Below are 13,273 nucleotides of genomic sequence, written 5' to 3'. Positions count from 1 at the left end.
GCCAACTCAAAAGTGCGGCGAGACTACCACGCAAAAAATAGCGGTTGATGACGTTTCAGAATGAGTCGATGCGGCGATTTCATTAATGCGCTTGGCCTGATGTTTTTCAGGCCAGGGAGCAATTGATCAGATGGCGGAGTGGCTCTAGAGATTGCGGGAAGCGCCTTCAAGAGTCTTCCACAGATTGCGCATTGTAGGGTTCTCATTGGTAATTGAGCAGTAGGAACGAATTTCGAGTCGTGTGCTCCATTCATCACCACCCGCTCTCACCAACTGCCCGCGCTGCAGTTCGTCGATGACCGCGCTTTGGGGTAGCCACGCTACTCCGTATCCCTCGACTGCCATTCGCATCAGCAGCATTGTCATATCCGCCTCGTAGCACCGCTCCAACATGCATGCAGTCGGGCCATTCTTTATGACGATGTCGGCAACACGACCTAGAAAAGTCGTAGCCGTATAGGCGAGATGAGGAACTGTTTTGCTGGAGGTGCCTGGTAAGGGATACAGCGCAGTCCCATCGCTGACAGGTGCGCACACAGGAATAAACGCGTCATGACCCAGGGTCAAGCTCCCGAACTTTTCCGAGTCGAGAAGGATGGGCGCCAAGGGGTGGTGATAGACGATCATCAGATCGCAACTACCTTCCTCCAGGGCTATGACCGCATCGTGGATGTTGGCGGCAACGACCCGCGCATTGAATTGCTCGTTGTGCTGCTGAAATTGCTTCAGCCATTTCGGCAGGAATGTCATCGACAGGCTGTGGCCGGCAGTGACCTGAATGGATCGCCCGGGCATCCGCTCCACCTCGCGAAGGCTTGAGCGCAGCCTCATCAGCCCTGCCAATGCCTCGCGGCTTTCTTCACAAAATGTGCGGCCAGCAGGGGTCAGTTGGACAGGATAGGTGCCACGATCCACCAGCTCTGCACCTACCCATTCTTCAAGTGACTTTATACGCCGCGACAAAGCCGATTGGGTCACACAGCGAACCTCCGCCGCCCGAGAAAAATTCTTCCATTCGGCGACCGCCAGAAGATCATCCAACCATTTGATTTGCATACCGGCACCTCATGCTGCGAACAGCCAGTGTATAGCGCCCCGGCAGTGTCCAAGCAGCCCTTTCAGAAACTATTCCAAAAGCGCATAGGCCCATCGTGATTACTCATCACGACCTCTGGCACCAATCCCTAGAATCTCGAACATAACGTCGCCGCCAGAGAGCGTCGGCCCCAACACACTTGTCTCCTGCCAAGTAGAAAAAGCACAAAAATCACTTGAGGAAAGCTCCGTGAAGAAAAATAAACTTCCGCGCCGAATTGCAATTGGCATTGCCTTGGGCGTGCTGGTGGGCTGGGCGTGTCATCAATTCGCAGGGAGCGAGCAGCAGGCCAAAGAGATCGCAGCTTACTTCTCAATGGTCACCGATATTTTTTTACGCATGATCAAAATGATCATCGCGCCTCTGGTGTTCGCTACCTTGGTTGGTGGGATCGCCAGTATGGGCAACTCTAGCTCGGTAGGGCGTATCGGCTTCAGAGCCATGGCATGGTTCGTCACAGCTTCGGTGGTCTCGCTAGCTATCGGCATGGGCCTGGTGAATCTGTTTCAGCCTGGCGCTGGATTGAATATGGAGGTTGTCCAGAATGCGGCCGCTCCGGTAGTCGTTAACACCGGCGACTTCAGCCTCAAGGTTTTCATCAGCCACGTGTTTCCTCGCAGCATTGCCGAGGCGATGGCCAATAACGAGATCCTGCAAATCGTGGTGTTCTCCTTGTTTTTCGGCTTTGCGCTGGCAGGCGTCAAGCGCGCCGGTTACACGAAGATCACCGATAGCATTGAAGAGCTGGCCAAGGTGATGTTCAAGATCACCGATTACGTCATGGCCTTTGCACCCATTGGGGTTTTTGCCGCTATTGCGTCGGCTATCACTACCCAGGGCGTTGGCCTGTTGGCCGATTACGGCAAGTTGATTGCAGAGTTCTACATCGGGATTCTGATCCTCTGGGCGGTGCTGTTTGGGGCCGGGTACGTTTTTCTTGGACGCTCCGTCTTCACCTTGGGCAAGCTCATCCGCGAACCCATCCTTCTTGCATTTTCCACTGCCAGCAGCGAGTCCGCGTACCCAAAAACCATGGAGGCACTCGAGAAATTCGGCACGCCCAAGCGGGTGTCAAGTTTCGTCTTGCCGCTGGGGTATTCGTTCAACCTCGATGGTTCGATGATGTACCAGGCATTCGCCATCATGTTCATTGCTCAGGCGTACAACATCGACCTGAGTTTCACCCAGCAGCTGTTAATCCTGCTGACGTTGATGATCACGAGCAAAGGCATGGCCGGTGTGGCGCGTGCCTCGGTGGTCGTCGTCGCCGCCACGTTGCCGATGTTCAACCTTCCCGAAGCTGGCCTGCTGTTGATCATCGGCATCGATCAGTTTCTGGATATGGCCCGCACAGCCACCAACGTCGTGGGCAATAGTATCGCCACAGCCGTTGTTGCGAAGTCCGAACCCCACGAAGAGTCAGCGGAGGAAGCTGATAGCGCACAGCATCCCCAAGGTGCTCAGTCCCAACGTCCGGTATCAGTTGCTTGAGGGTTAAGGTCATGAAGAGTAAATCAAAGCCTTCCAGTGAGACTCACGTTGTTCGCAAGCTTGGAATCGTAGGAGGGCTTGGCTCCCTGGCGGGTGGCGATCTCTTCTACAAGCTGGTCAAGTCCAGGGCGGTACTAGAGGATCAAGGCCGTTATCACTTCCTGTTCGAACAACACCCGTTCAAGGACTTATTGCTGCCCTTGGACAAGCAGGCGAACATGACCTCCAGGAAGTTTTACGTTTTCCAGGTGTGCAAATCCTTTGAAGAAAGTGGCGTCGATGCCGTCATGCTTCCGTGTTTCGCCAGTCATACGTTTCGCGCTGAAATTCAGGAAGAGTTCGGTATCCCCGTTCTGGACATGATGGATGCTTTGAAACAGCACATCGGTCATGTGGTGGAAGGGGGGACGACGTTAGGGGTCATTGCCTCGGACTTTGTTCGACACTCGGGTTTGTTTGAGCGCTATCTGGGAAGCGACTTCAAAATTGTGTATCCGGATACTCAAGCACAAGCTGCGTTGATGGAAGCAATGTACGGTGTCAACGGCATCAAGGACGGCCACCTTGAAGGTGTACCGCTTGAGTCTGTTTATCAGGCATGCCTATCGTTGCAGGCGCAGGGAGCTGCGATCATCGTCCCAGGTATGACGGAACTTTCTCTGGTCTGTTCCGACCTCCAGCGACGTGGCATAACCGCTTTGGACATCAATGAGGTCTATGCGAACTTTGCGACGCTGGAGAAAGGCCAGCCTGGCCGTCCACCTTTCAAGCTCGGCATTGTGGGCGGTGTGGGGCCTGCAGCGACCGTAGACTTTATGGGTAAAGTGGTCGCGAACACGCCTGCGGGCAAGGACCAGGAACACATCAAAATGGTGGTTGAGCAAAACCCCCAGATTCCGGATCGTACGGCCAATTTGCTCCGAGACGAAACTGATCCGACCATGGCCATGTACGCTACCTGCAAGCGCCTTGAGAGCGCAGGCGCTAATGCCATTGCAATTCCATGCAATACCGCGCATGCCTTTGTTGAGCGTATTCAAACCCATCTTCGAATTCCCATCGTCAACATGCTGACTGAGACGGTGGAGTCAATTGTGCAGAAATACGGCTCGGGCAAAGCAATCGGACTGTTGGCTACATCAGGGACGATCCAGAGTCAGGTCTACCACGAAGCGGCACGGTGGGCTGGGCTGCAAATAATCACGCCGGGTATCGATTACCAAGAGATGGTCATGGAGGCTATCTACGGTGAGCGCGGTATCAAAGCGGGGTTTACAGATGGCATCTGTAAAGAGCAATTGCTGCTGGCTGCGGAGCACTTGTGCGAGCTAGGGGCAGGGGTTCTGATCCTGGGATGTACGGAGTTGCCATTGGTGCTGGATCATTGCGAAGTGTTCCAAATCAATGACCACGTTGTGCCACTGGTAGATCCCACGACCATCCTTGCACTGAAATGCATCGAGTTGTCGCGAGAAAACTAGGTTCCGCGCCTCACGGCCGTTGAGCTGAGATCAGAGGACTTACTGAGCTCCGCCTTCATGAACCGCTTTTTCGTTGCGAGTGGTGGGGGCTCACTTCAATAAGCGAAGTATCGGGCTAGCTCCCATGAGCCTTAGTCCAGCGTCGCAGGTGAGCGAAGAGCCCATGACTGGCTCTTCGCGTGTGAAACCGAAATCCTTACAGACTGTCGCGAACGGCTTGCCCGTCAACCAGGCGAGAGATACCCAGCGGGTTGGCATCTTTTAGTGCATCGGGTAGCAATGAGTCCGGGAAGTTCTGGAAGCATACAGGGCGCAGGAACCGGTCAATCGCCAGGGTCCCCACTGAGGTGCCGCGGGCATCGGAAGTTGCCGGGTATGGCCCGCCGTGGACCATTGAGTCACAGACTTCCACGCCGGTCGGGTAGCCGTTGAGCAGGATCCGCCCAACCTTTTGCTCCAGCAGTGCAGTCAGTTCACTGAATTGAGCAAAGTCACCTGGCTCACCGATCAAGGTCGCGGTCAATTGTCCCTGCAGGCCATTGAGTGCTGCATGGAGTTGCGTCTGGTCGGCCACCTCGACGATCACTGTGGTCGGGCCGAACACTTCCTCCTGCAATACCTCATCGCCCTTGAGCAATAGGTTGACGTCGGCCTTGAACAGTTGCGGTTGCGCCTGACTACCTTGTTGGGTGCCGCCAGCCAGATGTTCAATAGCCGGGTGGCTGTGGAGTTTTTGCAGGCCTTTGCCGTAGCTGCCCAGAGTGCCAGGGTTGAGCATGGTCTGTGCCGGTTGATCGTTGATTAGCGCGGCCAGGCGCTGCTGAAAGGCGCTGAAGTTCGTCGAACGAATACCCAGCACCAGACCTGGATTGGTACAGAATTGACCACAACCCTGGACCACCGAAGCGCACAGCTCATTGGCGATGCTGTCAGCACGAACATTCAACGCCTGGGGCAGGACAACGACCGGATTGACGCTCGACATCTCGGCGAATACCGGAATCGGTTGAGGCCGGGCTGCCGCCATATCGCACAGCGCACGTCCGCCCTTGAGCGATCCGGTGAAACCGACCGCTTGGATGGCCGGGTGTTTGACCAGGGCCTCACCTACGCCTGCGCCGTAGATCATGTTGAAGACACCGGCTGGCATGCCGGTGCGTTCAGCGGCCGTGATGATTGCATTAGCGACGTACTCAGCCGTTGCCATGTGCCCGCTATGGGCCTTGAACACCACCGGACACCCCGCGGCCAGTGCCGCTGCGCTATCGCCACCTGCGGTGGAGAAGGCCAACGGAAAGTTACTGGCCCCGAACACCGCGACAGGGCCAAGACCGATGCGGTACTGGCGCAAATCTGGTCGTGGCAATGGCTTGCGCTCAGGCAGTGCCAGATCGATGCGGGCCCCGTAGAAATCGCCCCGGCGCAGCACCTTGGCGAACAAGCGCATCTGGCCACTGGTACGGCCGCGTTCACCCTGGATGCGGACAGCCGGCAATGCGGTTTCGCGGCAGACCAGCGCGACGAAGTCATCGCCAAGGGTGTCCAGTTCATCGGCGATGGCGTCGAGGAACTCAGCACGCCTGGCAGCGCTCAGGTTGCGGTAGGTCGGGAAGGCAGAAGCGGCCGCCAGGGCGGCGCTGTCGACTTCTTCAAGGGTGGCCTGATAGAAGCTGTAGGGCAGATTTTCGCCGGTATTGGCATCAATGCTTCTGACGATGACTTTACCGGCAGCGCTGCGCTGACCGCCAATGTAGTTGTGGCCGATAATCGTGGACATTTCAGGCTCCAGAAAAGGAAGAGGGAATCCCCGTTGCGGGGATTCAAAGGCTGTAAAAGGGGCGGGACCGTTGATTCAGGTGACCGCGCCGATCTGCCATGGCACGAACTCGTTCTGACCATAACCGTGCTGCTCGCTCATGCTGCGTTCACCTGAAGCGATGCGCAGCATGAGTTTGAAGATGGCCTCTCCGCACGCTTCGATGGTCATCGTGTCTTCAGCGATTTCGCCGCAGTTGAGGTCCATGTCTTCACGTTGGCGGCGCCACAGCGCGGTATTGGTCGCCAGTTTGATCGACGGGGAGGGCGCGCAGCCATAGGCGGAGCCACGTCCAGTGGTGAAGGCAATCAGGTTGGCGCCACCGGCCACCTGGCCGGTGGCCGACACCGGGTCATAGCCCGGGGTGTCCATGAATACCAGACCTTTGGCGCTGACTGGCTGAGCATACTCATAAACATCGACCAGGTTGCTGGAGCCTGCCTTGGCCACAGCGCCCAGAGACTTTTCCAGGATAGTGGTCAAGCCGCCGACTTTATTGCCGGCCGAAGGGTTGTTGTTCAGTTCTGCGCCCATGCGTTCGCAATACGTCTCCCACCAATGGATCCGTGCGATGAGTTTATCGCCCACTGCGCGGTTCACTGCCCGGCGGGTCAGCAGGTGTTCGGCACCATAGATTTCCGGGGTTTCGGAAAGGATTGCCGTACCGCCACAGGCGACCAGACGGTCCACCGCATTGCCCAGCGCAGGGTTGGCCGTGATCCCGGAATAACCGTCCGAGCCACCACATTGCAACCCCACGATCAGGTGCCTGGCACTGACGGGTACGCGCTTGACCCGGTTGGCCTCCTCAAGCAACTCCTTGATCTGGGCGATGCCGCTGGCGACCGCTTTGGCGGTACCCCCGCTGTCCTGAATGCTGAAGGTGCGCAGTGCATGGCTCCTGTTCAGCCCTTGGGTGTCGAGCAAGCCTTCGATCTGGTTGGTTTCACAGCCCAGTCCGATCACCAACACGGCGGCGAAGTTGGCATGGGTCGCGTAGCCTGCCAAGGTTCGGCGCAACAGGGCCAGGCCTTCGCCGGCGGGGTCTACGGCGCAACCAGCGGAATGCGTCAGGGCGACCACGCCATCGACTGCCGGGTACGCCAGCAATGCGCCTGGGTTAATGTCGCGTCGGAAGTGGTCGGCAATGGCACGGGCCACGGTGGCCGAGCAATTCACAGAGGTCAGGATGCCGATGTAGTTGCGCGTCGCGACACGACCATCCGGGCGCACGAGGCCCATGAATACAGGCTCGTGATTCAGGGGGGCGGCGGGTTTCAGATCGAGGCTGAAGGCGTAGTCGCGGGCGAAGTCGCCCATGGCCAGGTTGTGCACATGCACGTGATCACCCGCCTCGATAACCTCGGTCGAAAAACCGATGATTTGCCCATAGCGACGTAACGGTTGACCTGCTTCGACACGGCGCGCGGCGATTTTGTGGCCAGCGGGTACAGGTTGGCGCACGGTCAGGCCTTCCTGTTCGAGGATTTCACCCAGCATCAACGGCCGACGGGCGATCACTACATCGTCCAGAGGATTGAGGCGCAGGACGGCGGCTGCACCGGTTTTCAAGATCAATTCCATCGGAAACTCTCTGGCTATAAAGCGTGGGAGGTCGCTGGCGAATGGGCCGCGCCATACCTTTGTCGCCGCACTATAAGAGCTCCCGGACCTTGCTGCCTAATGAGACCTTTGGATTGGTTGATAACTTTTTCTCATTGGTTTGGCCGCTGCTTTATGAAAACGCTATCTTCAACGGTCGCCAGCTTCGCGTCGCAGCCTGGCAAATTCCAGCAAGATATCGGCAAATTCGCGGGTGGCCTCGGTCAGCGGTTCGTCCTTGCGCGTGATGATGCCGTAGTCCTGAGGTTCTACCTTGAACGGTGTGTTGAGTACTTTGAGCAAGCCGCTCTGAACCTGCGACTGGACCATGGACTCGGGCAACAGGGCGAGCATCGGTCCCGATTGCAGCAGTTGTAGGAAGGTGGGCATCGAGATGGTCTCGACGGTGTTGGTGGGGGTGCGCATATTGAACTCGCTGAAGGCACTTTCCATTCGGCGACGTATGGGGGCATTGGAGGGATACATGACCCAAGGCCAATCGCTGAGTTGCTCGGTCGCCACTTCGTCGAACTGCGCGAGGGGATGGTGGTTATTGACCACCAGGCAAAAGGGTTCAGGCCCTAGCGCACGAAACTCGAACGGTTGTTGATAACGTTCATCCGTGAATCGGGCAATGATCAAGTCGAGTTTTTTATGCTCGAGCATTTCCAGCAGTTGATTGCTGGTTTGCTCTATCACTTCGATGGACAGCATGGGGCGATCCAGCTTGATCCTGGTGATAGCCTCGGGCAGCACGACGGAGGTCGCCGCGAAAATCGCGCCGACTTTCAAATGACCATGTCCACCTTTACGCAGCTTATTGAGCTGATCAACGAAGGATTGTGTGTCATCCAGCGTCATCCGGGCATAGCGGACGACCACCTCGCCAAGTTCGGTCAGCGCCATGCTGCGGGTTTGCCGTTCAAACAAAGCAAAACCGAGTAACAGCTCGATGTCGCGCAGCATCTTGCTGATGGCTGGCTGGGTCAGATTCATCAGCTCGGCGGTGGTGTGCATGTTACGGGTCTTGGCCAGCGTATCGACCAGCATGAGGTGCTTGATCTTGAGCCATTTGCTGATGCTGGCGTATGAAATCTCGTCGTTTTCCATGAAGGTGCTCATTCTGCTCGATAACGAAACGATATCAAATGCTGAAAATATGTCATTGGGATTTATCAGCCAAGTCCACTAGTTTTGCCCAATCGCCAGCGAATTGACTTGGATCCCGTTATGCCCAATCTGCAATTAACCCGTGAAAACACGCTCCCGCTCGACGGACTGCAAGGCACCCTGATCGGTCGTGCCTGGGTGCCTGGTGACGTTTCAGGCCCGTCGCCGGTCGTATTGCGAGCCGATGGCGTGTTTGATTTGTCGCAGGACTACCCGACTTTAAGCGATTTGCTGGAGAGCGCCTCACCGCTTGAGTCCGTTCGCAGTACCCGCGGTCGATACATGGGTAGTATTGAAGCGCTGTTGGCTAATACGGGGTCGGGCGCCGATCCGGCCAAAGCGTTTCTGCTACCACCGGTTGACTTGCAGGTTATCAAGGCCGCTGGTGTGACATTCGCCGCCAGCATGATCGAGCGGGTGATTGAAGAGCAGGCCGGTGGGGATGCGGCCAAGGCAGAAAGCGTACGCAACATCGTCAAGGCGGCTATCGGCGATAACCTGCGTTCGATCAAACCTGGTTCGACCGATGCGGCCCGCCTGAAGGCCGTGTTAATCGAGCAGGGCCTGTGGTCGCAATATCTGGAAGTGGGCATCGGTCCCGATGCCGAGATATTCACCAAGGCTCCGGTCCTCGCTTCAGTCGGCAGTGGCAGCGAGGTGGGTGTTCATCCTCAATCCAAATGGAACAACCCTGAGCCAGAAATCGTCCTGGCGGTGAACAGCCGTGGCCAGATACAGGGTGCAACCTTGGGCAACGACGTCAATCTGCGTGACTTCGAAGGTCGTAGCGCATTACTGCTGAGCAAGGCCAAGGACAACAATGCATCTTGCGCGATCGGCCCGTTTATCCGTCTGTTCGACGAAGGCTTCTCTCTGGATGATGTACGCCACTGCGTGGTCGATCTGGATGTCGAAGGTGATGATGGTTTCATCATGCACGGCAGTAGTTCGATGGAGCAGATCAGTCGCGACCCGCTGGAGTTGGTGGCCCAGACAGTGAGCCGCGATCACCAGTACCCGGACGGCTTCATGCTGTTCCTTGGTACGCTGTTCGCCCCGACGCAAGATCGTGAAGAGCCGGGCAGTGGCTTCACCCACAAGCAGGGCGATAGCGTCAGCATCGGCAGCCCGCTGCTGGGTACTTTGCACAACCGCGTCACCTATAGCAATGAAGCTACGCCATGGACGTTCGGCCTGCGTGCATTGATTGGCAACCTGGCCGCTCGCGGTTTGGTGGCAGGCAAATCTTCCCACTGATTTGTCCTGCCAGAGCTTCTTGGCAGATAGAAAACAGTGGTCGCTGGACATCTAATAACAAGGCACACACGATGACCAAAAACACAACAAGACCGGATCACGCGGCAGCAATCGAGAGCGCCATCGCCAAGTGCCGATGGAAGCTGTTGCCGTTCCTCGCATTAATGTTCGCCCTGGCAATGATCGATCGCTCCAACGTCGGCTTCGCCAAGGCGGCGCTGCAAACCGATGTTGGCTTGAGCAATGCAGCTTTCGCTCTGGGAGCAGGCATTTTCTTCATTGGTTATGCGATTTTCGAAGTTCCCAGCAACCTCATGTTGCACCGGGTCGGCGCAAGAGTCTGGCTGAGTCGGATCATGATCACCTGGGGGTTGGTGTCTGCAGCCATGATGTTCACGCGGGATGAAACAACGTTTTACCTGCTGCGTTTTCTGCTCGGCGTGGCCGAAGCGGGTTTTTCTCCAGGCGTCATCCTGTATCTGACCTACTGGTTCCCGGCTCAACGTCGCGGTCAGGCCATCGGGATCTACTATTTCGGCCTGCCATTGGCCTTGATGGTAGGCAGTCCGTTGTCGGGTTGGTTGTTGGAAATGCATGGCATGTTCAACCTGACCAACTGGCAATGGATGTTCCTGGTTGAAGGTCTGGCCGCTGTCATCGTGGGGATCATTGCGGTGTTCTACCTCAAGAGTAAGCCAGAGGACGCCGCCTGGCTTACCCGTGAAGAGAAGGAGGCCCTGAGCCAGGAGCTCAAGGCTGAAGATAAACTCAAGCTGGCCCATGGGCCGAGCAGCCTGCTGGGTCTGGTTCGCAACAAGCGAGTGCTGAAGTTCATCCTGGTCTACTTCAGTGTCCAGGTCAGTGTGTACGGGGTCATTTTTTACCTGCCGACGCGAATCGCCGAGCTGCTGGGTACCACCGTCGGCTTCAAGGTGGGTATGTTCATTTCGTTGCCATGGTTGTGCGCTGCTGTCGCCATGTATTTTGTGACGCGCTATGCGGACCGGCGTGGGGCACACCTGAAGGTGGCGATGTGCATGCTGGGCATGGCGGCGCTGGGCATTGCCGCCTCGGCATTACTCGACAGTTTTGCCCCGGTGTTGTTGGCTTTCTGTTTTGCTGCCATTGGTTTCGTGACGGTACAACCGTTGTTCTGGACACTGCCGACCAGTTATCTGGGAGGTGTCGCCGCAGCGGGCGGTATTGCACTCATTGGCTCCCTCGGCAATATCGGTGGCTTCGTTGCACCCATGCTCAAGGCCAATATGGAGGTATGGTTCGTCGACCCACGCGCCGGAATGTTGTCGCTGTCCGCTGCGGGGCTGGTGGGGGTCTACCTGCTCTGGACGTTGCGCGCATCGAAGGATCAACAACGGGTGCCTCAGGGGCAGACAGCTGAAGTTGCGAGTAACACCTAGGTGCTCTCAAATCCTTGATAGGAGCCTCGCGAAACCAGGCGTTTGAAAATGGCCGAAGCCTTCAGGGGGTTCGGCTGTTTTTTTACTGGGGATGGGAGCGGATATTTCCTAAAATGACTTCACCAGAAAGTCAATCAACGCCCGTACCGAGGGTAGGAGTCCTCGGCGGGAAGGGAATACTGCCGTGATCACCCCTTCAACGGGCTGCCATTGTTCAAGTAGCTTGAGCAAGCGACCATCAGCCAGTTCTTGCTTGACTGTTGCTTCTGGGAGAACGGCTATGCCTACGCCTGCGAGTACTGCGCTTTTAAGGACCCCCATATCATCGCTGATCAGTCGGGGAACGTGATTGACTTGCGCGTTTTCACCATTTGGACCGTTCAATTGCCAACTGTAGTGTGAGTAAGCCGTGTCCCAGGCAACGCTCGGAAGATCGCTGAGATCTGCGGGCAGTTCCAGGACTGGGAAACGATTCATAAAGGCAACACTGCCCACCAATACCTGCGGGCTTTTCGCCAAGACTTTCATCACCAGCTCGCTGTCGTCCAGCGGTGGAAAACATAGGCTCAGGGCCAGGTCGTACCCCTCACTGATGACGTCGACCCGGCGGTTGTGGCTTTTCACATAAAGTTCGACCGCTGGGCACTGCGCCAGGAAGCTACCCAGTAGCGGTGCAACCCAGTAATTCAGCAAAGGGGTAGTGCAGCTCAAGCGGACCACACCTCGTGGCTCCGAGCGATTTTGGTCTATCACGTCTTGCGCCGACTCTGCTTGCACCATCATTGCGACGCAATGCCGGTAATAGGCGTAGCCAATCTCCGTGACCTGAAACTGGCGCGTCGAGCGCTGGATCAGTCGGACACCCAGCCGGGTTTCCAATTGATTCACCCGACGACTCAACGTCGACTTGGGCATGTCCAAAGCGCGGCCAGCCGGTGCGAAGCCACCGTGTTCGACCACTTTGGCGAACAGAAAGAGTTCATTGAGATTAATCACGCTCTGCTTCGCTGTTCCAATATCAATACGTTGAAGTCTAATCCAGCGGGCGGCACTCCATTCAGATCCCGCGGGATTATCTGTTGTCGTTCCAAATTCGAGACAGTGAAGTCCATTCCAATGACTACCGAACCCCAAGATCCGGCCATCACAGACTTCAACAGCGGCCACTTTGGACAGATTACTCCGTGATCATTTTCGAAGTGTCATTGGCTGACATTGCGAAACCTGTCGGCGGCAAAGCCGTCTCAGACTGCTGACAAACCCAAGTCTACCTGCTGGATTTGACTGTAGGAGCCGGGCTTGCCCGCGATGAAGGCGCCGCTGTGTTCCTGATACAACGCGGTGTCTTCATCGCAGGCAAGCCTTGCTCCTACAGGGGGTTGTCATCAATCTGCGGCGGCAAAGCCGTCTTTCTTATAGGAGCACGTCATGAGTACCCCTGCGAACTTTAACAACCAGAGACCTGTCAGCATGGAACCGCATGTCGTCTGCCGGCGCACAATTGATGACCTGGTTCGGCCTGGCCTGCGAGCTGCACCGCGACTGGCGCAACGACATCGAAGGGCTGGGAACGCTGTTCTCCAACCACATTCCGGACTATCGCAACCTGATCACCAGCTACACCAAACTCACTGCCGACAAGTAAGGCCGACCTGGGGCCACGTCAGCATCAGTGGCCTTTTATACGTGTGTGAACAGGCCCTGATCTGTCGGGGCCTGTTTCTGTCCGAGTGGCGAGGTGCTCTGGAGCAAGCCCAGTGGCTACGCCTACTGGAAGTGGCGAACGCCTGTCCAATTCATAAGGTTTGGGGCCTATCGAGATCAGCAGCCGCTTGTCATGAAATGAAAAGGCCTTGTCGTCTGATGAGAAGCGCTCAGGCAGCCTGCAGCTTACATTCCACTCAACGTAATCGCCGTAGTGCGCCCAGAACGCTGATTGGAG

Annotated in this window: 9 protein-coding genes and 1 pseudogene; 5 read left to right on the top strand and 5 right to left on the bottom strand. The window is 56.7% G+C overall.

Features of this window, described 5'->3' with window-relative positions; genetic code table 11:
- Positions 1-144 precede the first annotated feature (144 nt).
- Positions 145-1,056: a LysR substrate-binding domain-containing protein gene (locus tag GUY40_RS18645; protein WP_166570380.1), complete on the bottom strand. Its 912-nt coding sequence runs from the start codon at positions 1,054-1,056 to the stop codon at positions 145-147.
- 229 nt (positions 1,057-1,285) lie between these two features.
- On the opposite strand from GUY40_RS18645, the gene GUY40_RS18640 reads away from it, so the two are divergent.
- Positions 1,286-2,587, top strand: coding sequence for a dicarboxylate/amino acid:cation symporter (locus tag GUY40_RS18640; protein ID WP_166570379.1), 1,302 nt, complete (start codon positions 1,286-1,288; stop codon positions 2,585-2,587).
- An 11-nt stretch (positions 2,588-2,598) separates the two neighbouring features.
- Positions 2,599-4,068 carry an amino acid racemase gene (locus GUY40_RS18635; protein WP_166570378.1) on the top strand — a complete coding sequence of 490 codons (1,470 nt, stop codon included), beginning with the start codon at positions 2,599-2,601 and terminating at the stop codon, positions 4,066-4,068.
- A gap of 196 nt (positions 4,069-4,264) precedes the next feature.
- Here GUY40_RS18635 and GUY40_RS18630 read toward each other — a convergent pair whose 3' ends face one another.
- The 3 genes from GUY40_RS18630 to GUY40_RS18620 all read right to left on the bottom strand — a co-directional run bounded on the left by GUY40_RS18630 (position 4,265) and on the right by GUY40_RS18620 (position 8,596).
- Positions 4,265-5,845, bottom strand: a complete 1,581-nt coding sequence (locus GUY40_RS18630; protein ID WP_166570377.1) for an aldehyde dehydrogenase (NADP(+)) — start codon at positions 5,843-5,845, stop codon at positions 4,265-4,267.
- Between the two features lie 75 nt (positions 5,846-5,920).
- A complete protein-coding gene (locus GUY40_RS18625; protein WP_166570376.1) occupies positions 5,921-7,468 on the bottom strand; it encodes a UxaA family hydrolase in 1,548 nt (515 codons plus the stop codon).
- A 168-nt stretch (positions 7,469-7,636) separates the two neighbouring features.
- Positions 7,637-8,596 (bottom strand): LysR family transcriptional regulator, encoded by a 960-nt coding sequence (locus tag GUY40_RS18620; RefSeq protein ID WP_166570375.1) that lies wholly within the window; start codon positions 8,594-8,596, stop codon positions 7,637-7,639.
- A gap of 120 nt (positions 8,597-8,716) precedes the next feature.
- Here GUY40_RS18620 and GUY40_RS18615 point away from each other — a divergent pair, with 120 nt between their 5' ends.
- Both GUY40_RS18615 and GUY40_RS18610 read left to right on the top strand, forming a co-directional pair.
- Positions 8,717-9,913 carry a fumarylacetoacetate hydrolase family protein gene (locus tag GUY40_RS18615; protein ID WP_166570374.1) on the top strand — a complete coding sequence of 399 codons (1,197 nt, stop codon included), beginning with the start codon at positions 8,717-8,719 and terminating at the stop codon, positions 9,911-9,913.
- A 71-nt stretch (positions 9,914-9,984) separates the two neighbouring features.
- Positions 9,985-11,331, top strand: a complete 1,347-nt coding sequence (locus GUY40_RS18610; protein ID WP_166570373.1) for an MFS transporter — start codon at positions 9,985-9,987, stop codon at positions 11,329-11,331.
- A 108-nt stretch (positions 11,332-11,439) separates the two neighbouring features.
- Here GUY40_RS18610 and GUY40_RS18605 read toward each other — a convergent pair whose 3' ends face one another.
- Positions 11,440-12,327, bottom strand: a complete 888-nt coding sequence (locus GUY40_RS18605; RefSeq protein WP_166570372.1) for a LysR substrate-binding domain-containing protein — start codon at positions 12,325-12,327, stop codon at positions 11,440-11,442.
- Positions 12,328-12,784: 457 nt separating this feature from the next.
- Between GUY40_RS18605 and GUY40_RS18600 the strand changes: the two are divergent.
- Positions 12,785-12,976, top strand: a pseudogene (locus GUY40_RS18600) (hydrolase); the annotation flags it as partial.
- Between the last annotated feature and the right edge of the window lie 297 nt (positions 12,977-13,273).

The sequence above is a fragment of the Pseudomonas sp. R5(2019) genome (assembly GCF_009905435.1).
Classification (GTDB): domain Bacteria; phylum Pseudomonadota; class Gammaproteobacteria; order Pseudomonadales; family Pseudomonadaceae; genus Aquipseudomonas.
This window is presented reverse-complemented; position numbering and strand designations above follow the sequence as displayed.

Coding starts and splice junctions, on each gene's coding strand:
- GUY40_RS18645 (WP_166570380.1), bottom strand. CDS start 1,056: ATGCAAATCAAATGGTTGGATGATCTTCTGGCGGTCGCCGAATGGAAG.
- GUY40_RS18635 (WP_166570378.1), top strand. CDS start 2,599: ATGAAGAGTAAATCAAAGCCTTCCAGTGAGACTCACGTTGTTCGCAAG.
- GUY40_RS18630 (WP_166570377.1), bottom strand. CDS start 5,845: ATGTCCACGATTATCGGCCACAACTACATTGGCGGTCAGCGCAGCGCT.
- GUY40_RS18625 (WP_166570376.1), bottom strand. CDS start 7,468: ATGGAATTGATCTTGAAAACCGGTGCAGCCGCCGTCCTGCGCCTCAAT.
- GUY40_RS18620 (WP_166570375.1), bottom strand. CDS start 8,596: ATGGAAAACGACGAGATTTCATACGCCAGCATCAGCAAATGGCTCAAG.
- GUY40_RS18615 (WP_166570374.1), top strand. CDS start 8,717: ATGCCCAATCTGCAATTAACCCGTGAAAACACGCTCCCGCTCGACGGA.
- GUY40_RS18610 (WP_166570373.1), top strand. CDS start 9,985: ATGACCAAAAACACAACAAGACCGGATCACGCGGCAGCAATCGAGAGC.